At 60.4% G+C, this 24,176-nt stretch carries 22 protein-coding genes; 2 read left to right on the forward strand and 20 right to left on the reverse strand.

What is annotated here, in order from left to right:
* Positions 1-371: 371 nt before the first annotated feature.
* On the forward strand, positions 372-1,544 hold the full coding sequence (locus LRP59_RS01710; RefSeq protein WP_002520869.1) for an MFS transporter: 1,173 nt from the start codon (positions 372-374) through the stop codon (positions 1,542-1,544).
* Position 1,545: 1 nt separating this feature from the next.
* Complete coding sequence (locus tag LRP59_RS01715) at positions 1,546-2,475, forward strand: alpha/beta hydrolase (RefSeq protein ID WP_002512660.1); 930 nt, start codon at positions 1,546-1,548, stop codon at positions 2,473-2,475.
* Positions 2,476-2,597: 122 nt separating this feature from the next.
* Here the strand turns inward: LRP59_RS01715 and LRP59_RS01720 are convergent, their stop codons facing one another.
* From LRP59_RS01720 to LRP59_RS01815, 20 genes are all read right to left on the reverse strand, one after another.
* The gene (locus LRP59_RS01720; protein ID WP_002512661.1) at positions 2,598-3,035 is read right to left on the reverse strand and encodes an OsmC family protein; all 438 of its coding nucleotides are present in this window, start codon (positions 3,033-3,035) and stop codon (positions 2,598-2,600) included.
* An 8-nt stretch (positions 3,036-3,043) separates the two neighbouring features.
* Positions 3,044-3,370 (reverse strand): thioredoxin, encoded by a 327-nt coding sequence (gene trxA / locus LRP59_RS01725; RefSeq protein ID WP_002512662.1) that lies wholly within the window; start codon positions 3,368-3,370, stop codon positions 3,044-3,046.
* Positions 3,371-3,620: 250 nt separating this feature from the next.
* Positions 3,621-4,679: a glycerol-3-phosphate dehydrogenase gene (locus LRP59_RS01730; RefSeq protein WP_002512663.1), complete on the reverse strand. Its 1,059-nt coding sequence runs from the start codon at positions 4,677-4,679 to the stop codon at positions 3,621-3,623.
* A 132-nt stretch (positions 4,680-4,811) separates the two neighbouring features.
* Entirely contained in the window at positions 4,812-5,786 is a 975-nt protein-coding gene (locus LRP59_RS01735; RefSeq protein ID WP_002512664.1) for a sugar-binding transcriptional regulator, read from the reverse strand.
* A 19-nt stretch (positions 5,787-5,805) separates the two neighbouring features.
* Entirely contained in the window at positions 5,806-7,863 is a 2,058-nt protein-coding gene (gene tkt / locus LRP59_RS01740; protein ID WP_002512665.1) for a transketolase, read from the reverse strand.
* 136 nt (positions 7,864-7,999) lie between these two features.
* The gene (locus tag LRP59_RS01745) at positions 8,000-9,709 is read right to left on the reverse strand and encodes a ribulokinase (protein ID WP_002512666.1); all 1,710 of its coding nucleotides are present in this window, start codon (positions 9,707-9,709) and stop codon (positions 8,000-8,002) included.
* A 72-nt stretch (positions 9,710-9,781) separates the two neighbouring features.
* Positions 9,782-11,146: a sn-glycerol-1-phosphate dehydrogenase gene (locus tag LRP59_RS01750; RefSeq protein WP_002512667.1), complete on the reverse strand. Its 1,365-nt coding sequence runs from the start codon at positions 11,144-11,146 to the stop codon at positions 9,782-9,784.
* Positions 11,130-12,734 carry a ribulokinase gene (locus LRP59_RS01755; protein ID WP_002512668.1) on the reverse strand — a complete coding sequence of 535 codons (1,605 nt, stop codon included), beginning with the start codon at positions 12,732-12,734 and terminating at the stop codon, positions 11,130-11,132. The genes LRP59_RS01750 and LRP59_RS01755 overlap by 17 nt, the downstream gene beginning before the upstream one ends.
* A gap of 56 nt (positions 12,735-12,790) precedes the next feature.
* On the reverse strand, positions 12,791-13,648 hold the full coding sequence (locus LRP59_RS01760; protein WP_002512669.1) for an HAD-IIA family hydrolase: 858 nt from the start codon (positions 13,646-13,648) through the stop codon (positions 12,791-12,793).
* Positions 13,649-13,670: 22 nt separating this feature from the next.
* Positions 13,671-14,750, reverse strand: a complete 1,080-nt coding sequence (locus LRP59_RS01765) for a hypothetical protein (RefSeq protein ID WP_002512670.1) — start codon at positions 14,748-14,750, stop codon at positions 13,671-13,673.
* Positions 14,751-14,895: 145 nt separating this feature from the next.
* Complete coding sequence (locus LRP59_RS01770) at positions 14,896-15,378, reverse strand: RpiB/LacA/LacB family sugar-phosphate isomerase (protein WP_002512671.1); 483 nt, start codon at positions 15,376-15,378, stop codon at positions 14,896-14,898.
* A gap of 215 nt (positions 15,379-15,593) precedes the next feature.
* Entirely contained in the window at positions 15,594-16,262 is a 669-nt protein-coding gene (locus LRP59_RS01775; protein ID WP_002512672.1) for an L-ribulose-5-phosphate 4-epimerase, read from the reverse strand.
* A gap of 59 nt (positions 16,263-16,321) precedes the next feature.
* Complete coding sequence (locus LRP59_RS01780) at positions 16,322-16,888, reverse strand: glycerol-3-phosphate responsive antiterminator (protein ID WP_002512673.1); 567 nt, start codon at positions 16,886-16,888, stop codon at positions 16,322-16,324.
* Positions 16,889-16,953: 65 nt separating this feature from the next.
* A complete protein-coding gene (locus LRP59_RS01785; protein WP_002512674.1) occupies positions 16,954-17,604 on the reverse strand; it encodes a class II aldolase/adducin family protein in 651 nt (216 codons plus the stop codon).
* A 14-nt stretch (positions 17,605-17,618) separates the two neighbouring features.
* The gene (locus LRP59_RS01790) at positions 17,619-18,668 is read right to left on the reverse strand and encodes a 2-hydroxyacid dehydrogenase (protein ID WP_002512675.1); all 1,050 of its coding nucleotides are present in this window, start codon (positions 18,666-18,668) and stop codon (positions 17,619-17,621) included.
* On the reverse strand, positions 18,655-19,401 hold the full coding sequence (locus LRP59_RS01795) for an FGGY-family carbohydrate kinase (RefSeq protein ID WP_002512676.1): 747 nt from the start codon (positions 19,399-19,401) through the stop codon (positions 18,655-18,657). The genes LRP59_RS01790 and LRP59_RS01795 overlap by 14 nt, the downstream gene beginning before the upstream one ends.
* Positions 19,402-19,420: 19 nt before the next feature.
* Positions 19,421-20,185 carry an FGGY family carbohydrate kinase gene (locus LRP59_RS01800; protein ID WP_002531541.1) on the reverse strand — a complete coding sequence of 255 codons (765 nt, stop codon included), beginning with the start codon at positions 20,183-20,185 and terminating at the stop codon, positions 19,421-19,423.
* Between the two features lie 229 nt (positions 20,186-20,414).
* Positions 20,415-21,221 carry a DeoR/GlpR family DNA-binding transcription regulator gene (locus LRP59_RS01805; RefSeq protein ID WP_002512678.1) on the reverse strand — a complete coding sequence of 269 codons (807 nt, stop codon included), beginning with the start codon at positions 21,219-21,221 and terminating at the stop codon, positions 20,415-20,417.
* 274 nt (positions 21,222-21,495) lie between these two features.
* Complete coding sequence (locus LRP59_RS01810; protein ID WP_002512680.1) at positions 21,496-22,569, reverse strand: mannonate dehydratase; 1,074 nt, start codon at positions 22,567-22,569, stop codon at positions 21,496-21,498.
* A gap of 2 nt (positions 22,570-22,571) precedes the next feature.
* Positions 22,572-24,161, reverse strand: a complete 1,590-nt coding sequence (locus LRP59_RS01815) for a mannitol dehydrogenase family protein (protein ID WP_002512681.1) — start codon at positions 24,159-24,161, stop codon at positions 22,572-22,574.
* Positions 24,162-24,176 lie beyond the last annotated feature (15 nt).

Below are 24,176 nucleotides of genomic sequence, written 5' to 3' on the forward strand. Positions count from 1 at the left end.
AACCCACGCTGACTCCAGACCATGACGTTGGCGTAGCGGAGACCTGGGCACCGGATTAGCTTACGGCCAACGACGCTTCCCCTCCCCGGCCTCCTCACCCCATAAACAAAAATCCCGCCTCGCGGAGGGTCAAGTCAAGGGGGTGCTTAGCCCTCTCCGGAACGGGATTTTGGACCCCGCAGCGTCCGATCGGCCCTATCGACCACACCAGAGGGTCGCGTCCTACAATACCTAGTGTTACTAGGGTTTTGTTAAGGGCGGTCCGACCCGCACCTCACCGCAAAGGAGCAGACCCCATGACGACAACCCCACGAGAGGGTGCTCAGCCCCGGCACAAGCAGTGCGCCAGTACCGGTCGCCTCAGCGCAGTGATGTTCATCGGACAATTTGGGTGGGCGACGGTCGGAGCTGCCTGCGGCACGCTATTGGCAGCACTTGCCGCTGAGGCCAAGCCCGAAGACAAAGTCGACTTACTCGCCCTACTCACGACCACCGGCGCCATTGCTGCTGTTATCTGCATGATCCTGGCCGGGACGCTGTCAGATCGCACTCAGTCCAAGCTCGGCCCGCGCAATCCCTGGATTATCGGGGGTGCCATCGTCGGCACTCTGGCTTTCGCCTGCATCGGCTTAACCCGCAACCCTGCCCTCCTCGTCGTCGCGCACATGGTGTACCAGGGCGGGCTTAACTGCATGCTTGGCGCTTTCAACGCCATCCCACCGGACTACATCCCCGACTCCACTCTCGGTAAGGTTTCAGCGTTCGGTGGCGCGGGCTACCTCCTCGCCCAAATCATCGGGGCAGTTATCGCCGGGGCCTTCGTAACCCACCCATCGCAAGGGTTCCTTATGGCGGCATGGATAATGCTGGTATCGAGCATCATCGTGGTAATCCTGCTTCCACCCCACCCGTTGCGTCACCGGTCGCCCCGTCCACCCGTCATCTGGCGCCAGTTCGGTGCTCAGATGAGGCCACCCTCTGACGGCCAGTTCTGGTGGATCCTAGTAGGCCGATTTCTCTTCGTGATCTCGTTGTTCATGGTGATGCAATTCCAGCTGTACATCGCCACCGATGAGATGGGCATGACACGAGCAACCGCCGGAAGGCTCATCGCGATGAACTCCGCAGTCCTCGCCGTCACGGCAGTCGTCCTTGACGTTATCACGGGACCGTGGTCCGACAAGATCAAGCGCCGCAAGCCCTTCACAATGATCGCCCCGCTCGTGGCCGGGGCTGGAGTCATTCCCCTCTTCCTTGTCAACGAGCCGTGGACACTCACCATTTTCGCCGCGATGGGCGGGGCCGCGTTCGGCACCTATATGGCTGTCGACGGGGCTCTCATGGTCGAGGTGCTGCCCGACCGCGACGATGCCGCCCGTGACCTGGGCTTCCTCAACGCCGCCAATTCTCTACCGATCGTCTTCGCACCGGGCATTGGTGCGGCCCTCGTAAAGACGGTGGGCTATCCCGGACTGTTCACTGCAACGATCATCCTGGCCATCCTGGGGTCGTTGTGTATCACACGAGTGACGAGGGTGAAGTGATATGAAACTGGATCCACGACTGGCAGAAATCCTGGATCGTCAACCGAAGGAAGAACAAACGCTCGCCGAGCAGCGGGCGCGTGACAATGACGCGGCCGCCCGCCTGCGGGGAAAAATAACACCTGCGGTCCCTGACTCGGTGATTCTCGAGGACCGCACGGTCCCCGGACGGACTCACCCGATCCCGGTACTCATTCAGCGGCCGAAGGGGCTCCCCAACCCCGCTCCAGTACTGGTATGGGCCCACGGCGGGGCGTTTGTTCACGGTTCCCCACGCACCGTGCTCTCCCGCACAGCCAGCATCGCCAAGCGAGCCGGGGTATGTGTCGTCAGTGTCGATTACCGATTGCTGCCCGAGCACAACTACCCCGAGAACCTACATGATGTCGTTGACGTCGTGCGGTGGGTAGTCAAAACCGGACCTGACAAGGGGTTTGACACTTCACGCATTCTCGTAGGGGGCGATTCCGCGGGTGGAAACCTCGCCGCTGCGACGGGGATCATGTGCCGCGACGAGGGCAACCCCGCAATTCTTGGGCAAATCCTGGAGGTGCCGGTTCTCGACCTTTCTGACACCTCCGAAGCAATGGCCGAGGCTCGTCGTGACGCCCCTGACCTAGCGGCCGCGCTGCACCACAGCCACGTGCGTTATCTGTCTCACGGAGCAAGTCTCGACAACCCGCTGACTAACCCTGCCTGCCTGGAGAACGCGCACGGCCTTCCGCCGACATTTTTGCTCAACTGTGAGGTGGATCCGCTGCGTGACGACTCGATCGCGTGGCAGCACAAGCTCCAGGACGCCGGGGTGCCGGTAGAACTGACAACAGTCCGCGGCATGGCTCATGGCACCCAAAGTTTCACCCTCGCCTTCCCCCAGGCCCGCGACGCCGAAGACAAAATCATCACCTGGCTGCGAGATCTCATCTCCTGATGCCGTAAAGCGGCCGAGCCCGGGATTTTTCGTCACCGGGTCCAGCCGCCTCATGTCCTGTGGAAGACCCTTCGTGAACACACTCCGCGTAAAACGCGGCGAGAGCGACCCGCCAGGAAACCTCAGTCCAACGGCTCGCCGGCGATGCTGAAAGCCACCGGAGTCTGGGCCTCGACGGTCCGCGAGACGGTGCAATTTTTGTCGCGTGACATCGTGACGACCCGGTTCACCAGCCCGGCGGCCTCACGTCCTTCCTCAGTATCGGGGAAGCTCAACTGGAAGTCGACGGCGACGTCGCCCAGGGACGCCCGTCCTTCCTCGTCGCTGTGTTTGGTGCCCGAGACGGAAACGGTGAACTGGGTAGGCTCACCGCGACGGCTTGTCACGGTGTCGACATCAATGGACGAGCACCCGCCGATAGCGGCTAGCAGCAGCTCCACAGGAGTGAACTCGGCGTCCTTCCCGGCCCCAAGCCGAATTTGCCCACCACGCGCATTGGTGGCGGTGTAGTGGCCTTCACTACGACGGACCAGGGAAACCTTCTTAGTGGCAGACGGCATGATCCTCCTTAGGCGACAAATTCTTCGATGATTTTGACCAGCGCCTTCTTTGACTTGCCGCCTTGCAGCGACTTGACGAGCTGGCCACCTTGCCAGACCTGGATGGTGGGCAGTGACATGATCCCTTGCTCCGCGGCAACCCGGGCGTTGGCGTTAGTGTCGACCTTAGCGAAGACCATCCGGTCGCCGTAGGTTCCAGCTAGCTCCTCGATGATCGGGGAGAGCTGCTTGCAGGGGGCACACCAGTCGGCCCAGTAATCGATGAGGACCGGCTTGGAGGCACCGAGAACCTCGGAAACGAAGGTCGCATCAGTGACCTCGATGACGTTGTTCATGACAGCCTTTCTAAGACGACCAGACGAGTTTAAGTCGTGGCGGTTCGAACGGCACCTCTCGTTCACGGAAGGCAAGCGGACTCTCGGACTGCCGCATGAGGCAGCCTTCACCGGGTGCGAAAAATCCCGGTCAAAGGACGCGTCGTGCACCACAATGCCCGGTCCCCACCTAGGCCGGTATTTTTCGCACGCACATTACTGAGGACATCTGAGTACCTCGACACGGTGTTCCGACTCCGATCACCCAACGTCACTTTTCTCCGCCGAAGAACTTCTCCCAGGGCAAATCGAGGGGAGCATCGTGGGCAACGATGTCGTAGAGGGCGCGCACCAATGGGTAATCGGTCTCAGCGATCACTCCGCGCCGAGTCAACTTGTCGATCGCCTTACCAACCACGCCGATGGCGGCGACCCCCTCCAGGGTGATGCCTTTCATCTTGACGTTACGGATTTGCGAGAACGGCACTCCGGCACCGACATAGGTCCCGGCACGCACATTGCGTCCGCCCATCGTGGTAACGAACATATCGCCGACACCGCCCAAGCCGGTCGCCACCTCCGGGTCACCGCCCATGAAGGCAACCATCTGTTTGAGCTCGCGGGCACCTTCGCCAAACAGCGCCGCGGTGTAGTCGTACATGACGTACTTAGCGTCGGTCTGCCCGGCCTTGTCCAGCATGCCGGCGGCGAAACCTCCACCAAAGGCAAAGACGTTTTTCATGCACGCACCGACTTCATGACCGACGAAGTCGGTAGACGTCCAGACGTGGTAGTAGTCGGTGCGGTATGCCGCCGCCAAGCGGTCAAGGACCTCCTGCTCCTCGCCGCAGAATACGACGCAGGTGTCACGATGCACCGCCAGCTCACCGGCAATGGACGGTCCAACAATGGCCGCCCAGTGGACCTCGTCGGCAAGGTTCCCCATGTGCTTCTTCAATACCTCGGGCAGGATGTGGAGGGTGCCGTCCTCATCGGCTTGCATACCCTTAGTTACGCACAGGATGATCTGCCCGGGCTTGGCTAGTTTGGCCAGCTGTCTACCCGCCCAGTTGACTCCGAATGAGTTGACGCCGCTCATGATGACGTCAGCCCCCTTGACGGCCTCGGCGGCGTCAGCGAAATGGTACGCCTTGACGCGCTCGTCAACCTTGAGTTCAAGGACCGGGTGCTGCCGGGTGGCCTGAATGGAATTGATGATGTCGTCATCGAGGTGGGTGCCAATGAGGCGGACTTCGTTACCGTTTTCGACAGCAGGGAAGGTCAATGCGGTGGCCATGACACCCGCACCAAGCACGGCAATCCTGAGCATCTTCGTACCTCCGAAGGTGGGTTGTGGCCCGGCTGTGGGCCCGACGCAATTCACGCTAGCCCTGGGCCGCGCGCGATCCCCACCTCCGTCGAGAACCTGCACTTGCGTGCATGACGGCCGCGGCTCCCTCCTTCACCCAAGAGCGAGCTCCGCAACGCTGGCATCGACAACCAGGTCAGTACACAAACCACCGCGCAGGGCTACCCCCAGAGCCTCTGCTTTTTCGGCTCCGGATGCGACGACCAGTACGCTCCGAGCCCAGGGACGACCGTGGCCCCCGTCATTCCTGACCTTCACACAGTCCAGGTCTACCGAGATCGTGCGAGCATCCAATTCTTCATCGACAACGCGGCCATGGACGTCGACATAGTGGCTCATGATGTCTGCGCTAGCCCCTTTGCTTCGCAGCTGGTCAATACCGTTGGTTGTCACATGGCCAGCCGTCACCAAAATCGAGTCGGCGCTCACCGCCCCTGGCGAATACACCACGAGATCCGCGTTCTGGGCAGCCTCCAGGGGACGCGAAACGGACACGTCCTGACGCAGCATCTCCCCGAGATCTGCTGATTCCACGACGGTCGGGGCTTGCAAGGTGAGGGATCGGCCCGGGCCTAGCTCGGCCATTCTCACGACGGAGCGTCCCACCAAATCATTCCTGGTGACGGCGACTCCGCCATTGGTCTGGGCAATAACAACGTCAGGATTCCAACCCGACCCCAAGTGTTGGGCCACATGGGCCGTCGTTCGACCCCAACTCACCGCGACTACCCGCGGTCGTGGCCGCCACTCGGATAACCGCTGCGCTGCCATCCGAGTGACGAACTCCATCGTCAGTTCGTCATTGGCCTGAACGGGCACGACGACGGCCGACTGCAACCCGAAGGTGTCAACTAACTCGGTTTCGAGCCGGTGATGCCGGGCGAGGGGATGATCAATGGTGATCTTGACCATCCCCGTACGGCGAGCCTCCTCGAGGATCCTGCCGACGGTCCAACGGCTTATTGAAAGTCGCTGGGCAATGGCGGCATGGGTCATCTGCTCGAAGTAGTACATCTCCGCGACGTGGAGCATCTCCTCGTCTTGATTTGCCCGGCGTCGGTTCGACATCGGTATGCCTCACTCCGTGTCACAACACGGTGTGAGCGACCTCCGCAACGTGGTCAGCGGTAAATCCGAACTTCTCGAACAGCAGTGCCCCAGAGGCCGAAGCGCCGAAGTGCTCAAGGGACACCGAGGCGCCCTTGCAGCCGACATACTTTGCCCAGCCCATGGCGATGCCGGCCTCGACGCTCACTCGGGCGGTCACCGAGCTGGGTAGCACCGACTCGCGGTACTCCTCGTCCTGTTCGTCGAACCACTCTTGGCACGGCATCGAGACGACGCGGGTCGGGATCCCGTCGGCCTCAAGCTTCTCGCGTGCTTCGAGGGCCACTGACAGCTCGGACCCAGTACCGATGAGGATGACCTTGGGCTCGGCGCTGGCCTCGCAAACCACGTAGGCACCCTTGGCGACACCTTCGGCAGAGGCGTATTCGCTGCGGTCGATCGTCGGCAGGTCCTGACGCGACAGCACCAGGCCGGCGGGACGGTCAGTGTGCTCCACGATGGTGCGCCATGCCACGGCGGTCTCGTTGGCGTCAGCGGGACGGACAATGTCGAGTCCTGGGATAGCTCGGTAGGAGGCTAGGTGCTCGACCGGCTGGTGGGTAGGTCCATCTTCACCGACGCCGATAGAGTCGTGAGTCCACACGAAGATCGACGGGACCTTCATGAGGGCCGCAAGACGCGCCGACGGACGCATGTAATCGGAGAAGACAAAGAAGGTTCCGCCGTAGCAGCGGGTCAAACCCGACAGGGTGATGCCATTGAGGATGCCACCCATGGCGTGCTCGCGAACACCGAAGTGGATGGTACGCCCGTACGGACTCCCTGGATCTTTCTCGGAGCAGCGATCTTCAGGCAGGAAGGAGTCGGCCCCCTTCATGGTCGTGTTGTTCGACCCGGCGAGGTCGGCCGATCCGCCCCACAGCTCGGGAAGCTGCGGACCCAGAGCGCTCAGGACAGCTCCCGAAGCCTTACGGGTGCTCATCTTGCCCGGCTCAAAGGTGGGAATGTCGAGGTCGTCGGGCAGCTTGTGGGCGAGCATCCGCTCGAGCAGGGCAGCGCCGTCTGGGTTGGCGTCATGCCAGGCGGCGAACTTCTCGTCCCAGACTTCGCGCAGACCCTTGCCGCGCTCAGCGAAAGCAGCACGGACCTGTTGCACCATCTCAAGGTCGATGGCAAACGGCTTGTCTTCAAAGCCAAGCTTCTCCTTGAGGGCACTGACCCCCTCAGTGCCAATCTTCGCACCGTGTACCTGGGCCAGACCGGCGAGCTTCGGAATCGGCCAACCGATGACGGTGGTGAGACGGATGAAAGACGGCTTGTCGGTAACAGCCTTGGCGTTGTCGATGGCCTCCATGAGGGCTTCGACATTCTCCTCGTAGATCGTTCCGCCGTTGGTGAAATCGACGTGCTGGACATGCCAACCGTAAGCCTCATAGCGGGCCTCGACGTTCTCAGAGAAGGCGATGGCGGTATCACCTTCGATGGTGATCCGGTTGTCGTCGTAGAACATGATGAGGTTGCCCAGTTCCTGGGTCCCCGCCAGAGACGAAGCCTCAGACGCAATGCCTTCCTGCATACAGCCGTCACCGGCAATGGCGTAAATGTAGTGGTCGAAGGGGCTCGTACCGGGAGCGGCGTCCGGGTCGAGCAGGCCGCGTTCACGACGAGCTGCCATGGCCATGCCGACGGCGTTGGCAACACCGGCGCCCAGCGGGCCGGTCGTGGTCTCGACAAACTTCGTCAAGCCATATTCGGGGTGGCCGGGAGTCAGGGATCCCCAGGTACGCAGGGACTCCAGGTCGGACAGCTCGAGTCCCAGCCCTGCTAGGTATAACTGGGTGTACTGGGTCAGCGAGGAATGTCCTGCCGACATGATGAAGCGATCGCGTCCGAGCCAATTCGGGTCGGACGGATCGATGGACATGACCTTGTGGTAAAGCAGATAGCCCAGCGGCGCTAGGGAAATAGCGGTGCCGGGGTGGCCGTTACCAGTCTTCTCGACGGCATCGGCCGCCAGCACTCGAGCGGTGTCGACAGCGAGCCTATCGGTGTCGGTCCACGTCAGTTCGGTTGCCACGATATTCCTCTCGTATCGGCTTATAGGCCTGATGTGTGTGATGTGTTTTCGCTCGTCAGGGCGGTAGGTGGGGGTCAGGTCATCATCACAACCTTATTCGTACCCCGGAGGTCATGTACGTGTGGCGTTATAGCTGTCACAAATGTGCACCGTTGCCGCTATTCGACGTTTCCGTCGATTCCTGCGCCCGCAGATGGGCCTGGCATCGAATCTCTTTGAGGCGGTGCATCACCTGGTTGCCACCGCGGCCGAAGTAATCGTGGAGCTGAGCGTACTCGGCATACAGGGCGTCATACTGCTCAGCGCGTTGCTCGTCGATCTGGTAGACCCCCGCTTCCTTCGCCCCCATCGCAGCAGAGGCAGCCGTAACGTCGGGGTACAGATCGGCAGCGACAGCCGCGAACACCGCAGATCCGTGCGCGCCTGGCTGTTTGATAGTCCCAACGCTCAGAGGAACTCGCCAGATATCGCAGAACAACTGCATAAGGAATGTGTTCTTCGTCAGTCCGCCGGCCACCACCAACTCGTTGATCTCAACCCCGGAGTCCCGGAACGACTCGATGATGGTACGCGCCCCGAAAGCTGTCGACTCCAGCAGGGCCCGGTACTGGTCCTCGGGGGTGGTGGTGAGAGTCTGACCCAAGATCATTCCCGACAGGTTGGCATCCGCGAGCACCGACCGGTTGCCGTTGTGCCAGTCCAGGGCAATGAGACCATGGGCCCCAACCTCCTGCCTCGCACATTTCTCGGTAAGCAGGTCGTGGACACTGATGCCCCTGTGGTCGGCCTCGTCGACATACGAGCCCGGAACGCAGTTGTCGATGAACCAGGCGAAGATGTCGCCCACCGCCGTCTGCCCGGCCTCGAATCCCCACGAACCATCGACGATCCCACCATCGACGACGCCAAACATTCCGGGGACTTCCTTGAGCTGGGGCCCGGGAACGACGTAGCACGCCGAAGTGCCCATGATCGCAGTCATCTGGCCGTTCTTCACTGCTTGCACGGCGGCCGCGGTGACGTGGGCGTCAATGTTGCCGCTGGCCACCGTGGTGCCGGCTGGTAACCCCAGACGCTCGGAGAACTCCGGCGTCAGGCCACCGACCCGGGCTCCCAGGGGAAGCACCGGGGCGTTCATCTTCTCGGCGAAAACATCGGCGAACTCTGGGTTGAGGTTCATCAAGTAGTCGCGGGACGGATACGTCCTATCCTGGTACATACGTTTGTACCCCGAATCGCCCGCCGAAAACGTCAACACCCCGGTCAGCCTCCACGTCAGCCAATCCAATACGTTGCAGAACACATCGGCAGCCCGGTACACCTGCGGGGCCCGTTCCAGGGTCTCCAATACCTTGGGCATGAGCATCTCGGAGGACAGGATTCCTCCGTACCGTGCCAGCCACGGTTCCCGGCGCACCTGGGCTAGCTTGACGATGCGGTCAGCCTGTTCCTGAGCACCGTGGTGCTTCCAGAGCTTGACCCAGGCATGAGGCTCGTTTCGGAACTCAGGTAGCTGACACAGTGGAGTGCCGTCCTTCGTCGCAGCGACGACGGTGGCAGAGGTGACGTCTAACCCGATACCGACGATGTGGTCGGGATCGACCCCGGCGTCCTTCACGGCCCCGCGGACGATCGTCTCGAGGGTCTCCAAATAGTCGGCAGGATCCTGGAGGGCGAAGTCCGGCGGAAGTTTACGGCCGTCGGCAGCGCTCAGGGTGCGGTCCATGACCCCATGGGGATACTCATGGACGGTGGCCCCCATCTCGGCACCATCACTGGCCCGTACGACGACAGCGCGTCCGGACAGCGTGCCGAAATCCAGTCCCACCACATAGTTGTTGTTCATGGTGTCCTCCTCGCGAGGAGGTCAGGTGGTGCTGGGGCGAGTGGCCAGCCCCACCCGACGTCGTCCTGGTACTCAGTCCTGCGGCCAGGGGCGCCGGCCCCAAAATCCGTCAGGCTCGAACAGCGACTCAACGAGATCGCCGATGGTTCCGGTCTCGACGAGCAGGTCGAGAAGGGTGTAGCGCGACCGAATCATCTGGCACCGGTAGTAGGTGTCGTGGAAGCGCTCTCGAGTCAGGCCGATCTGCGCCGGGTGGTAAATGCCACCAACAGTCTTGATGATCTCCTCGACCTTGGCAGCCGGCATGACCTGGGAGCGGCAGCGTTCTCGAATGGTCGGCCACGTTGACTTGACCAGTTCCAGACGCTCTCGCAGCGCATCGGCGTCGAGGTATTTGTCCATGGTCTGTCTGACAGCAGGCTCGAGCATGTCGCCCGTGAAGTTGGCGCGAACCTTGGCCTCCATTTCCTCGGCCGACGGCCACTTGGCGACAGCCGCGTCGACGTCGAGGGTGGTGAAATCATGGTTGAGCGTTCTCTCCCACAGAGCGAGCACCGAGATCGTGCCGAGTCCCACCTTGAACCCGTGGGTCAGTGGCGGGTCTTGGTCCATACCGAGATGCTCCATCTCCCACAGGTGGGAGAATTGGTGACCGGCACCCGAGGCCGGGCGCGACGAGATGCGGTACTTCTGCATCGCTAGACCGGACATCACGAGGCCTTCGATGAGGCCATCAAATGCCTCCGGTTTACCGTTGGCCAGCCCCTCTGGATCGCTGATGGCACTGGTGAGCGGGCCCTGGACGAGATCCCACACCTCGTCGTCGATCGGCTCGATGCCCAGTTCGTCGGCGACGATCCAATCGGCACCGGCCGGGACCTTTTCAATGAGATCGCCCAGGCCGGTAGCGGTGCAGCGTTGCGGAGCCCCGGCCATCGTCGGCAGGTCGGCGATGAGGGCTTGCGGGGCGCGGCAGCTCATGGTGTGCTTGAAACCGTTTTCGGTAATCGAGGCACCGAAGGCGGCGTAGCCGTCCATTGAGGCGGCGGTACATACGTTCATGTAGCGCCGACCCAGTTCGTCGCTGGCTCGTTTGGTGATGTCGTTGAGGGTGCCCGAGCCGATTGAGCAAGCGATCACCCCGTCAAGGTCGCGCATGTGATCACGGATCTTCTCAACGTTCGCGTAGCAGGCGTAAACGGCTGGACGCCCTGGGAAGATCATCGGTTCGACAGTCTCGACTCCGGCGCCCTCGAGGGATGCCTTGGTCTGTTCACCAGCGACGGCCCAGGTGTTCTCGTCGGCGATAATGATGACCTTCGCATCACCGAAGAGTTCCTTGAAGACGCGCCCGGTTTCCTCGAGCACGTTGCGGCCCATGACCACGACGTCCGTGTCGCCGCAATCGGCCAACGCTTTGTCAATCAATTCGGACATTGCTTCTCCTCTGATCAGTGTGATCGTCAGTTTTGTCGGCCTCGTGATCGACCATGTCATGAATCATGGGGCACAGTTGCGGGTAGGTGTCGCAGTACTTGTCTACGTAATATTGATATTCCTCGTGACGCTCCTGGTCCGGCTCAATGAAGTCAATCTCGTGGACCATCTGTGTGGCCGCCTCGGGGAGATCCTTGAACAAGCCAGCGCCGACAGCAGCTACCATGCAGGTACCGAGCACCACAGCGTCCCCGACCTCAGTGAGCACGATCGGCACACCAGGTACATCGGCGTGCATCTGTATCCAATCACGGCTCTTCGTGGCGCCACCACAGGCGACCATGCGGTCTACCTCAAATCCAGCGGCCTTCATGGCGCGCAGGTTGTGGGCCGTGCCATAGCAGACCGATTCCTGAATAGCGTGGTAGAAATGCGCCGGAGTGTGCATAAGGGATAGACCCCAGATAATGCCGCGAGCTTTCGAGTCAGTGTACGGAGTGCGGTTGCCCTGGAAATACTCATTAATAATAAGACCGTCGGAACCCGGTCTGATGTTTCGCGACTGCTCGTTAAGGACGTCGTACGGATTGAGGCCGATTTTCTCGGCAGCAGCGGTGTAGTCGGCTGCAAAATTGTCCTTGAACCACTTGAGCACTGAACCGGTCGAGACCTGGCTGCCTTCGACGGTGTACTGGCCGGGCATCACGGCGTCGGAGTAGGCACCGAAGAATCCCTCACCGTGGATCTCGGTGTCGGACTGGCCGGTGAGCACGTGCGAGGAGCCGGTGATGAGAGCCATCGAACCGGGCGCAAGCACGCCGAGACCGATCTGACCGGCCCAGGCATCACCAAGTCCTTGGGCAACCGGGATGCCGGGACGTAGACCCAATAACTGGGCCGGGATAGTACCGAGGGTACCGACCGGTGTGCCCAGGTCGAGGACTCTTCCCGGGATCTTGTCGAAGACGTCGTCGCAGCCGATGGTCTCATAGAAATCCTCCGGCCAACCGCCCTTGTCTCGGTTGTAGTACATCCGGATGGCGGCCGAGTTGATGTTGGTCGTCCATTCTCCGGTGAGCTTGAACGTCACCCAGTCAGGGGCATCGACGAGGTGGGCGGCCCTGCGATAAGTTTCCGGCTCGTGCTCTCGTAACCACGCGGCCTTGAAGGGGTACCACTCGGCGGTAGCCGGAGAAACGCCAGCACCGTTGTAGAGGCGGGCGACCGAATCCGAGTTCTCAGCGCGTGCAGCCTGCTCGGTAGCACGGACATCCATCCACATCATGGCGGGACGTAACTCGTTGCCGCGCTCGTCCATGGCAACCATCGTTAGCGTCGTAGCGTCATACGAGATACCGGCGATAGCTGCCGGGGAGATTCCAGCAGCCGCAATAGCGCGATGGCAGGACGCTTGCAGCGCCTTCCACCACTCTTCGGGGTCCTGCTCGGCCCAGCCGGGACGAGGGTGAGTGGTCTTATAGGGGGTTGCCGCGAAAGTAAGCGGACGTCCCGCAAGGTCAAAGATCGCAACTCGGCACGACTCGGTGCCATAGTCGATGCCCAAAAGGTAGGGGCCGTTGTTCAACATCGTTGTCTCCTGTGAAGTGTCTCTGCGGCAGCGGTGCACGCAGCTCGGTCGTCTTGTCAGTCATCGTTATCTTCAGTCCAGCCGAGTTCGCGCCATGCCGAGGCTGGGATAAGCCGGTCGATGCGATCCAGAGTCCAGGTGGGACGATGCTCAGCGTCGAGAGCTGTAACGTCGTCAGCAGTGGCCTCGCCAGTCAACACACAGGCCGATTTCATTCCGGTGTCGAGGGCCATCTGGATGTCGGTTTGCAACCGGTCACCGACCATGACGCAGTCTGTCGGGTCAACGTCGAGGCCGGATAGGGCTTCGGTAAGCATCACCGGCGACGGCTTGCCCAAGCTGACCTTGCACCGTTGTCCCGTGCATGCCTCGATAGCTGCGGTGATGGCAGCGCAGTCGGGCTCGCCCCGACCGCCCGGGAAGGGGCAGAACCGATCTGGGTTGGTCTGGATGAGGAATGCCCGCTTGTGGAACCAGATGGCGTCGAAGGCGATCTGGAGTTTGCGGTAGTCGAAGGTGCGGTCATACGAAGCGATGACGATGTCTATCTTCTCGGGGTCCTCGCACAACTCGATCCCGGCCTCACGTAGGCTCCGCTTGAGGGGCTCCTCAGCGATCGCAAAAACTTTAGCGTCAGGGTGGTTGTTGACCAGCCAGCGCGTTGTCGTCACGACCGTATTGGAGATGTCCTCGATGGCCGTGGGCAGACCCAATCTCGTGAGCTTGTCGACGTACTGGTCCGGGTCCTTAGTCGGGTTGTTCGACAAAAACCTCACTGGGATCTCACGACGGCGCAATTCCTCGATCATGCGGCGAGCACCCGGCAGTAGGTGCTCACCGAGGTAGATAGTGCCGTCCATGTCGAACACGTAGGCCCGGGCGAAATCAGTAGGTACGTCGATGACATCATGCATGGTTGCTACTCCTGAAGCGAGGTCACGAGAACAGGGTGGCGAGCGAGACGACCACGGTGTTACCGAGCCAGATAGCAGCGGCGGGCGGATCGATATGGCTGGTGCCGCGGTCGTACCAGAGGCGGGCGCAGAACTCGCCAAGGCCAGCAGTGAAGACACCGAAGAATGCGGCGATGACCAGGGCGACAGTGGCCATTCCCCAGGTGTGGGAATCCCACGAGGACGTGTACGTCCAGTGGTAAGTGGTAAAGGTCTTACCCATAAGCAGCGGGAAGAACTGCACCGCGGCCAAACCGGCGATGTTCGTCACGTGGTGTTGGACCGGCATGTTCCGATTGGTGATGAGGAACAAGATGATGACGGCCGAGATGCCGAAGCAAAAGCTGTTGGCGTTAGCAGCGGCCAGAGTGTTGGCGAGTCCCCGTGTAGTCAGGTAGGCGCCGACATTGGCGGCCAGGAAGAGAGAGGCACCGCCGGCGAAGATGCCAAACAGTGAGCCAATGGTGAGGAGCTGGCTGGGTTTCTCCTGCCACTCCAGCCACCGTCCGTTGGGGCCCGGCTTAATTTTAGCCGGGAAACTGGTGGCGTTTTCGTGGAAGAGTTCCGGGTTGTGCAGGGAACCGTGGAACAGTCCTTTGCCGGGTACTCCACCAAAGATGAGGCGAGCCAACAGTCCGGACAGCAGCACCGTCAGGGCGACTGGGTCGGTGTGCTTGCCGAACCACGGGATGTTTGAGATGCCGATCTGGCACACGTAACCGACAATGCCGAAGGCAGCACCGACGCAGAGGATGTCGGGGTGGCCGATGCCGGCAAGCGGGGTGTTGACGTCTTTGCCGTCACCCAGACGCCCTCGGTACCGGGCATAGATGGCAGCCGCAACGCCACCAGCGAAGGCGACGTGCGGACCCATGAAGGGGCCGAAGGCCAGGTAGTCCAAGCCGAAGGTGTTTCCGGTTGCAGCAAACACTCCCCAAGAGGCCAGCACGCAGAAGCCGGTGAGGACGAAGGCGTAGTTGCCGCCGATGGCAGCTCCGACAGCACCGCCGGCGATGGCGGCAAGGAGTCCGAAGACGAAGACTCCGATAGAGGTGGTGAACATCGGTGTTCCTTTGTGAGGGCGGGGCGTCCCGCGATCTGTTATCCGCACGCAGCGACGGGTGCGGCATTTTCTGGACATCCCTAGGCGTTGACCCAGGGGTGGGGTGGTTCAGACGTGTGCCGGCGCACGTCTGAACCATCCGGTATCAGCAGGTGCCAGGGACGGTTTCCCCGGCACCTGACTCATATGCGTTGATGAGATCGATGTTGGCCTTGGAGTGGGAACTCGGGTCGAAGGTGTACCCGATGAACTCGTGGGCTAAGCGACGGGCGAGCTCGCGACCGATGACGCGTTGGCCGAGGCATAGCACGTGGGCGTCGTTGGACATGATGAGCCGCTCCACGGAGAAGGAGTCGTGGGCGGTGCAGGCGCGAATGCCTGGCACCTTGTTGGCCGTGATGGCCATGCCCATCCCGGTGCCGCAGAAAAAGATTCCTCGATCGGCTTTTCCGTCCTTGATGACGTGAGCTCCCTTGATGCCGATGCGCGGGTAGAGGGTGTCGTCACCAGCCTGAACGCCGACGTCGATAACGTCATCGACTCGCGAATCCGCTTCCAGGTCAGCCTTGACGACATCCTTGTACTCGACTGCCGCCGGATCAGCGGCGACAACGATCCTTAGTCCCATGGTTCCTCCATGTCTCGCTGCCGTGTATGGGGAGTCCCACTCGCAACCGCGAGCAACAACGACTCATGACGTTCATATTAACAGCAATTATGTGAAAAGTGATGGATTTGAATGTGAATTGTGCCACCTTGGACCTATCCGTGACCCGCGAAGGGCCCTCCTCACAACCCTTGGCGCTGTGACACTTCGACCATAAGGAATCGTGACTGAGGCAGTCAGGAGGTCACCCCGGTGGACGCAGCAGCCGTGCCGTAACGGTTGATGTAGCGATCATGGTTGGCGTCGATCTCAGACTGCGGCAGCGACGAAATGTCACCGATCATCGTCGCGTAGGCCAGAGTTCGTGCGACGTCCTCCACCATGACGGCCGCCTTGAGGGCTTTCTCGATGGAGGCCCCGACGGTAAAGACACCGTGCTTCCTCAAAAGCACTGCCGGACACTGGTCGATGAACCTCATGACCTGCTCCCCGATCTGCTCGGTGCCAATGTGGGCATAACCAGCACAAGGTACGGGCCCACCGAACTCGTCAGCAACGGCCGTCAGGGAACACGGGATGTCCTGACCGGTGGCGGCCCACGCGGTAGCAAAGGTGGAGTGAGTGTGGACGATGCTGCGAATGTCATCATGCCGGCGATACACATAAAGGTGAGAGGCCGTGTCCGAGGACGGTCCCCGGACCCCTTCGATGATCTTGCCCTCAATGTTGACGACGACCATGTCATCGGGAGTCATACCGTCGTAACGCATTCCGGAGGGTTTGATCACGACCAAGCCAGTGCTAGGGTCCCGAGCCGACAGATTGCCCGAGGTCCACGTCACGAGTCCGTGACGCGGTAGTTCAAGATTGCCCTGACAGACCTCGGCTTTGAGTTCTTCGAGCATGTGTAGTCCTCCTCCACTGCCGTAGGTAACGTCCGAGGACGTCACGAATTAGGGTTTGGTCAACTCGCGACGTGCCCCTGCCACAACGGTAGGTATGAGGTCGTCACACCGTCGAATCCGGCATCGAACAAGTCGTCGACTAAGCCACTAGTCCGAATGAAACCTCCCGCCAGCAGCGTCCGGTTAGGACCTGATGCACGAATCTGACTAATGGCGGCTTTCGCCATCGGCCCCGGAAGGACCTCGATAGCGTCAACCTGGATATTGCTCAAAGTGCGGTTCGCGGTCCGTAGAGCTATCGAGTCAAGCAGGAACACCCGGAATATCGTCCGCAGATGACTTCGTCTGGCTGTCTCGACAACCCTGGCATTGGTGCTGACGATCGTATCTACTCCACAATGGCCCTTAAGGAATCCGAGCCCAGCTGAGTTGGGATGCAGCCCAGACAGCATGTCGGCGTGGACGATGACCTTCTTCCCGGCTCGCGAAACCCGCTTCGCGAGCCCGGGGAGCGTGTCGAGAGTGACATCGGCTAGCAGTACACTCGGCGATGGGGCTGCGATAGCTATGTCCAGGGTCTGACTCGTAGCAGACGGTATGACCACACCGCGCCCGACTTCTGGCATCAGCGTTTCCCTCCTGCCACGGGCATGTATTGAGCAATGTCGGCCTGACGGCGGCCAGGGTGCCCTTAGGCCTCGTCCACGACCTTCGGCTTATAACCGGCAATGCCTCGGGTTGCGTCGACGGTTTGCTTGTCATCGAGCACCTTAATCGGGTGTCCAGTAGACATTGCCCGAAGGTGCACCTCACAAATGTACTCGAGATAGGGGAGCAGGGAGAGTGCCTTGTCAACCGTCGGCCCGGTAGTGATAGCGCCATGGTTGGCCATCAAGGCCGCAGAACGGCCGTCAAGTGCCTCGGTAACATTGCGGGCGAGTTCATCGGTTCCGAACTCGGCGTAAGGGGCAACCCTGACCGCGCCACCGAACATTCCAGAATAGTAGTGCGACCACGGGATTTCATCGACGACGAGCCCCAATGCCGTTGATGCCGGGGCATGATTGTGCGTGATAGCATCGGCGTCACTGGCACGATACACGCTCAGGTGGAGCGGGAGCTCCGAGGACGGCTTGTACCGAGCTTCGATCGCCTTACCGTCCATGTCGTGAACGCCGACGTCAGCCGCGGTGAGATTCTCGTAAGGAACCGCCGAGGGAGAAATCACCACCATGTCGTCAACCCGGATTGACACATTCCCGGCAGTCCCCACGACAAGTCCTTGTTCCTGCATCATCCGACAAGTGTCGACAACGGCCTGCCGCTGTTGTTCCAAAAGCATGATTTCCTCCTGTGTCAATCGATAACGTCGGGGTTGGCGAGGTATTTGGGTATGCGTCCCTGCATAAACGCAGCGACATCATCTGCCGCAATACGAGCCGCGAGCTCAGCGGCTTGCCTGGACGCCCCTGCTATATGCGGGGTAAGAACCACCCGCGAGGTCGCCAACAGTCGGGAATCCTCAGGCAACGGCTCCTGGGGAAGGCAGTCGAACGCAGCAGCGTAGAGGTGACCGTTCTCGAGGGCGTCGCACACTGCGTCATAGTCGACCAGCGAGCCACGGGCACAGTTGACGAGGACGGAGCCATCAGGCATCTCAGCTAATTGTTCAACGCCAATCATGTGACGGTTGTCCTCGTTGGCACGAGCGTGGAGAGTGAGGATGCGGCTGAGCCTCAGAACCTCATCGAGATCATCACATGCCATCACGCCAGCTGGAAAAGAATCAGGAGTGGCCCACGGGTCGAAGACACGCACGGTCGCACCCATGGCCGCCATCACAGCCGCAACCCGGCACCCGACCGCTCCGCATCCGACGATACCGACGTCATTCCCTTTGATTTCCATACCAACCTGGTCGTACCGATATGCGTCCCCCTCCCAAACCCCTGAAGCGAGTAACTCATGGTGGGCGGGGATCTGTCGCACTGCCGCCATAATCATGGCGATAGTGTGCTCTGCCGTTGCCGTCGCATTGCGTCCCGGTGTATAAGTCACGCGTACGCCATGACGGGTCGCTGACTCGATATCAACGTTGACAGGACCGCCACGGGTGATGGTCACCTGCTCCAAGTCTGGGCAGGCCTCAAATACCTCGTTGGTGAACGGGTAGGTATGACTTACACACACCTGTACCCCTTGAAGCGCCCGAATGAGTTCCTCGACGTCACCGACCGCCTCATGGACCTCGTCAATGTCGCCCATCGGAGTAATCGGCCATGAGGACGACAATTCCGTGATTCGCACATCGGGGACCGATTCGCGCAACGCATATTCAAGCACCTGGACAGTTTCGAACTGGTCTCCTGCCACGAGAACCTTGACGGGGGCGTCAGACTGATACATTGGCGGTCTCCTCCATTTGGCGAAGTGCCCGCATCTGCGGCCACACCGGGCAAACCGCAGAGCGAGAGTCGGAATAGACGTTTGCAACGGCCCGATAAATCTCGCCGCGTACCGGATGCGGGTCGAAGCACTCAAACGAACACGTCATGGCTGTCGAAGCATCCTCAACCGTGTCGTAACGACCGCCCGAAACCAACGCGAGAACCGCCGCGCCGCGGGCCCCAGCCTCCGGAGCACTCTGACGCACTACACACTGCCCGGTGACATCGGCCAGAATCTCACAGACGAGATCGGACCTGAATCCGCCGCCTGATACGACGAGATCACCGGTCATCGCCAAGTGTGCAACGCAGTCGGCCAACGACAGTGCCACCCCCTCGTAGACGCTTCGCAACACGTCCTCGGGAGTCGTGGTGAGAGACATCCCCATCCACGAGGCGCTAGCATTGGTGTCAACGAACGGCGCACGCTCACCTCCCGGTGACGCGTAGGGCAGATACACAACACCGTTCGCCCCCGGACGGGAAAGTCGCGCGCGAGCCTCGATGGTCTCCCAACTCTCGTCGGCCAACCCAAGAGTGTGCCGTATCCAGTCAAGGTTCGGGGTCCCAGTCATAGGAGCCATGAACTCCAAAACTTGGGTGCCGCGTCCGGTCGCCACCAGCATGGACTCCTCAGAACGGCGGTCGTGGATAGAAGGCAGCAACGTTCCGACGAACCCAGTAGTGCCCAAGATCAGCCAGCCGTCTCCATCATGAGCCGCCCCCCAGTCCCACCCCCGTCACCGCGATGTCGAGCATTCCGATACCGACAGGAGTCCCGACTGGGAGTCCCACCCTTCGGGAAGCCTCCTCGGTGAGATAACCACCGATCTCCTCGGAGCGACGTATCTCGGGGAGGAGATCGAGCAGTTCCGTCTGCCCTAAATCCTTGGCCAGGGGGAAGGAAAACCCTTCTGCCGTGGCCGCGTCCAGGTATGACCTAGACGCCTCCGTGTAATCGGTAAGGCGCTCCCCAGTGAGCTTGAACCGGATCCAGTCCTTGCAATTGAGGTGGGTGGCGGCACGACGGGTATTCTGTGGATCCGTTTCCAATAGCTCCTCGATGAGAAGGGGGAACAAACCCCCGAAGATTTTGGTTCCCGTAACCTCGAATACCCGAACTGCCCGGCCGTCATCATTCCACTGCTCGGCACGCTGACTGGCACGGCCATCCAGCCAGATGGCTGCAGGGCGAACGGGAGTTCCCTTCTCGTCCACGAGCCATGCCCCATCCCCCTGCCCAGTTAACCCAATGGCGACAACGTCGTCGGCAGGGTCCAGAACGTCAGCAACACTGCGAATACAAGTCGCGACCGCCTCCCAGATCTGATTCATGTCTTGTTCAGCCTCACCGTGATCCCCGTACGTGACAGACACTGATTCACGCCGCGTGGAGACGACATCTCCGGAAAGGTTAAACGCGACCGCCTTAACTGCAGTGGTTCCCCCATCAACTCCTATAACGATTTCAGCCATGACCACTTCTTCCTGATGACGTTCGCCGGTACTGGTCGACAGGTGCGAACCATCCACATCGATGACCGTTGCTTTCGGGAGGCGCTCATGCAGACGTACCTCACTACGTGCCCTTCGCAAAACCAACAACCCAAGGCGACAGGGCCACCCGCCAACCGGCGATACGATTTATCGTCTCACCATCCAGACATCAGATCAAGGGCCTAAGTCGATCTGGCGTCCGTTCGGGTCAGGATTTCGGTGCAGGCGTTTCGACCACCATGAGGTGGACACCCAGATCGCTAAGCTGGCCGAGGATTCCGCGCGGAGTGTGTGCGTCGACGACGACATGGTCGAACTCAGTGAGATCTGCGAACTTGAACAAAGCACGGCGTCCAAACTTGGTGTGGTCGAGCAGCAGGACGCGCGTCTCGGCTGATTCCAGCATGGCCCGTTTCACCTCGACGACCTCCTGGTATGGGTGATAGCAACCTGCCTCGAAGATCCCCGACGCCGACAGGAAGCACAGGTCAGCGTGCATACTGCGGATCATGCGCACGGCAGCGGGCCCCATGAGGGACTGCGCCCAGGACTGGTACTCACCTCCGGTGACGACGAGTTTGTCAGAGCTGGTGGTGATGACCTCCTTGGCAACTAGCAGGGAGTTCGTCACCACCGTCAGAGGGGTGTGCTCGGGTAGGGAACGCAAGACCCACACCCCGGAAGTAGAGTCATCGAGCATGATCGAGCTGCCCGGGGCGATGAGACCGCTTGCCAGCTCGGCGACGGCCTGCTTATCGGAAGAGCTCTGCTCCAGACGGAAAGCAGCGTCGGCCTCATGCAGACCGTTGGCCACCGCCACAACTCGCCCCCGGTGACGTTGCAGCACGCCGCTGCTTTCGAGGCTCGCCAGGTCGCGGTAGATCGTCATGGCGGAGACGCCGGTTGACTTGACGAGGTCCTCGACGCTCACCGATCCGGCCCGGACGACAGCTTCCGCGATGGCGAACTGACGCGCCCGAGGCCCACCTCGGAGGGCACCTTCCTTCTTGCTCACCCACTTCTCCCGTCGTCACGGCGGCCGGTAATAGCCCGCCATCCCGAAACCGATCCTAGTAATAGGGATCCGAACGTGTAGGCCGCAGGGTTTTAGATGCCCAGACGAGGAAAACCACCGACGACTGAGACTCAACCCTCGACCAGCGCCACAGCACCCAACGACATAGCCTCACCGCCAGCAGGCGACCGAATCTGCCCTCGCCAACGACCTTCATCCCACGAGTACGGCACGGCCGCGGAGGACATCTGGTTATCTCCCGTGGTGCTCAGGTTCAGTACGTGGAAGCTTTCTCGATAGCCTCCCACAGGCCATTGAGGTAGGTGATTCCCAGAGCACGATCATATAGCGGGTAACCAGGACGACCCTTTTCACCCCAGATCATCCGACCGTGGTCGGGACGAATATAAGCATTTGAGCAATGATCGTGAATAGACTTCATGATCGCGTACATGTCGAGGGACCCGTCGCTGGAAAGATGCGAGGCCTCCTTGAATTTCTTCGACCCCAGAAACTTCACATTTCTGACATGAGCAGCAGCTACCCGCCCCATGTCTCCGTATTTTGCTAAGATCGCCGGCACGTTATTGCCGGGATTCGAACCCAGCGATCCAGCGCACACGCACAGTGAGTTGGCCGGGGAATTCACCAGATCGATGATCTTCTGCAGGTCAACATCACTGTGCACGATACGCGGAATTCCGAAAACATCCCAGGCGGGATCATCAGGGTGGACGGCCATCCGAATACCGGCCTTCTCACAGGTCGGCACGATTCCCTCAAGGAAGTAGCGGTAGTTATTGCGCAGCTGATCCCGGGTCATGTCGGTGTACTGTGCCATAACCTCGTCGAGATCGGCCAGTCGCTCGGGCTCCCATCCGGGCAGTGGGAAGGCCGACGAATCCAGGGTGGCCTTGACGATGTCTTGCGGAGTTAGACCCACAAGCTCCTCGTGGTCGTAGTACAAGCAGGTTGAGCCGTCCTCGTTACTCTGGAAGAGTTCAGTGCGCAGCCAGTCAAATACCGGCATGAAATTGTAGACAACGACCTTAATACCATGGGCGGCAAGGTTCTCCAGGGTCTTGCAATAGTTGGCAATGTAAATGTCACGAGACGGCTTACCAAGCTTGATATCTTCGTGGACGTTCACCGATTCAATGACTTCACATTCCAAACCAGCGTCATTGACTTTCTGGACGTAAGAAGAAATCTCCTCATCGGACCACACCTCACCGGCTGGGATCCAGTCCATCGCGCCCATGATTCCGCTGGCTCCGGGAATCTGACGGATATTCCCCAACGTGATGGGGTCGGTTTCTGGACCATACCATCGAAACGTCATCTTCATGATTACGCAAACTCCTCATCCAGAACCGACCTTACGGCGCCTGGCCCGGCCGTGAGACGGATAAAAAATCGCTCAACGACTTCAGATAAAGGTGTCATCGTCAGGTCTACGCCGAAGATATCGGCGCGACTAAGGATGGGGGAGATGACCTTGGAATCATCATCGCCAAAACGAACGCCTGACACAACAGACTCCAGCTGCTCACGCAGCGGATCGGGGGACAGCTCCACCGGTTCACCATCGTCAGCAATGCCCATAAGGTACCGACACCAGGCAGCGAAAACGAACGGGATCGCCCGCAATGACGCAACTTTAAGGGAGTCATCAGCGAGATACGACTTTACGGTCTCACCAAAACGGATCGGAATCTTCTGCGAGGTGTCGGTGGCAATACGACTCGGGGTATCACCAAGGAATGGGTTCGGGAAACGCTCTTCCTCGACTTCGCGCAAGAATTCCTTGGGATCAATAATCCCCGGATCGCTGACGACGAGGAGCCCTTCCTGCCACCCCAAACGGTGTACTAACCCTACTAAACCCGGGTCTTTCATCGCCTCGTCAATAGTGGGCTTGCGCAGCAGCACCCCAGTAATGGCTAGAGCAGTGTGGAGCGGGTTAAGGCAGGTCGTCACCTTCATCCGCTCGAACCGGTGGCAGGTATCGCGGTCCGTGAAGTAAACCCCGGCTTTCTCTAATTCCGGACGCCCATTCGGGAAACGATCTTCAATAACGAGGTACTCAGCCGGCTCGGTGTTGACAAACCCCGCCACCTCGACGTCGAGGTTGATCGCCATGTCCTCAAACCCCATCGACGCCAACTGCTCGGCAACCTTCTGGGACGGCGCCGGGGTGATTTTGTCGATCACGGAGATCGGGAACTCAACCTTTTCTGCAATCCACTCGACAACCCTGTGGTCGATGACGCCTCGTTTCTCCCACTCCGCAACGATCGTCAGCACCGAGGTGCGCAACATGTCACCGTTGTGGGAGAAATTGTCACAGGACACCACGGCCACCGGCGTCGCCCCAGCGTGGAAACGTTGCACCAGCAAAGCGGTGACAAGACCCATTGCCGTCGACATACGATCAGACTCGGGGTCGCGCCCCAGATCCTTAACAACAGCGTCCTGGTAGGAACCGTCGTAGCCGTTGAGCTGATACCCCTTCTCGGTGATCGTCAGGGTGATTAACTGCAGGGACTCGGCGCAGGCAATCTCGGTGATGCGACGAAAATCGTCATCTCGTCGGTAGGCCAGCCCCTCGCTGATCGACGCTATAACCCCGAAGTCGGTGTGACCATCGGCGTGGGAGGTCACACCAAGGGTCAGCAAATCGTGGTCCGTGAGGCCGCGATCGAGGCGTTGTGGATTGCGGGGCGCGATAGCAGCAATGCCGCACTGCTCAGCCCCGGAGTTCATAATGTCCTGGGCTAACCGAGCGATATGGACACGGAACAGATTTCCTGGCCCAATATGCATCCATCGCGGCCGATCATGGGCCTGGCTACGCATTTCCCCAACGTCAAAGAGGGGTAAGGCGAGCCCAGCGTCCGCCAACGCGGGCCCATGAAGTGCATCGAGATCAAGCTTCATGACATCCTCTTCGGA

This window comes from Cutibacterium sp. 37298 (genome assembly GCF_023838685.1).
Classification (GTDB): domain Bacteria; phylum Actinomycetota; class Actinomycetes; order Propionibacteriales; family Propionibacteriaceae; genus Cutibacterium; species Cutibacterium acnes.

Bases quoted from the DNA above. Each gene is read 5' to 3' on its own strand.
- LRP59_RS01710 (WP_002520869.1), top strand. From the start codon at position 372: ATGTTCATCGGACAATTTGGGTGGGCGACGGTCGGAGCTGCCTGCGGC.
- LRP59_RS01715 (WP_002512660.1), top strand. From the start codon at position 1,546: ATGAAACTGGATCCACGACTGGCAGAAATCCTGGATCGTCAACCGAAG.
- LRP59_RS01720 (WP_002512661.1), bottom strand. From the start codon at position 3,035: ATGCCGTCTGCCACTAAGAAGGTTTCCCTGGTCCGTCGTAGTGAAGGC.
- trxA (WP_002512662.1), bottom strand. From the start codon at position 3,370: ATGAACAACGTCATCGAGGTCACTGATGCGACCTTCGTTTCCGAGGTT.
- LRP59_RS01730 (WP_002512663.1), bottom strand. From the start codon at position 4,679: ATGCTCAGGATTGCCGTGCTTGGTGCGGGTGTCATGGCCACCGCATTG.
- LRP59_RS01735 (WP_002512664.1), bottom strand. From the start codon at position 5,786: ATGTCGAACCGACGCCGGGCAAATCAAGACGAGGAGATGCTCCACGTC.
- LRP59_RS01745 (WP_002512666.1), bottom strand. From the start codon at position 9,709: ATGAACAACAACTATGTGGTGGGACTGGATTTCGGCACGCTGTCCGGA.
- LRP59_RS01750 (WP_002512667.1), bottom strand. From the start codon at position 11,146: ATGTCCGAATTGATTGACAAAGCGTTGGCCGATTGCGGCGACACGGAC.
- LRP59_RS01755 (WP_002512668.1), bottom strand. From the start codon at position 12,734: ATGTTGAACAACGGCCCCTACCTTTTGGGCATCGACTATGGCACCGAG.
- LRP59_RS01760 (WP_002512669.1), bottom strand. From the start codon at position 13,648: ATGCATGATGTCATCGACGTACCTACTGATTTCGCCCGGGCCTACGTG.
- LRP59_RS01765 (WP_002512670.1), bottom strand. From the start codon at position 14,750: ATGTTCACCACCTCTATCGGAGTCTTCGTCTTCGGACTCCTTGCCGCC.
- LRP59_RS01770 (WP_002512671.1), bottom strand. From the start codon at position 15,378: ATGGGACTAAGGATCGTTGTCGCCGCTGATCCGGCGGCAGTCGAGTAC.
- LRP59_RS01775 (WP_002512672.1), bottom strand. From the start codon at position 16,262: ATGCTCGAAGAACTCAAAGCCGAGGTCTGTCAGGGCAATCTTGAACTA.
- LRP59_RS01780 (WP_002512673.1), bottom strand. From the start codon at position 16,888: ATGCCAGAAGTCGGGCGCGGTGTGGTCATACCGTCTGCTACGAGTCAG.
- LRP59_RS01785 (WP_002512674.1), bottom strand. From the start codon at position 17,604: ATGCTTTTGGAACAACAGCGGCAGGCCGTTGTCGACACTTGTCGGATG.
- LRP59_RS01790 (WP_002512675.1), bottom strand. From the start codon at position 18,668: ATGTATCAGTCTGACGCCCCCGTCAAGGTTCTCGTGGCAGGAGACCAG.
- LRP59_RS01800 (WP_002531541.1), bottom strand. From the start codon at position 20,185: ATGGCTGAAATCGTTATAGGAGTTGATGGGGGAACCACTGCAGTTAAG.
- LRP59_RS01810 (WP_002512680.1), bottom strand. From the start codon at position 22,569: ATGAAGATGACGTTTCGATGGTATGGTCCAGAAACCGACCCCATCACG.
- LRP59_RS01815 (WP_002512681.1), bottom strand. From the start codon at position 24,161: ATGAAGCTTGATCTCGATGCACTTCATGGGCCCGCGTTGGCGGACGCT.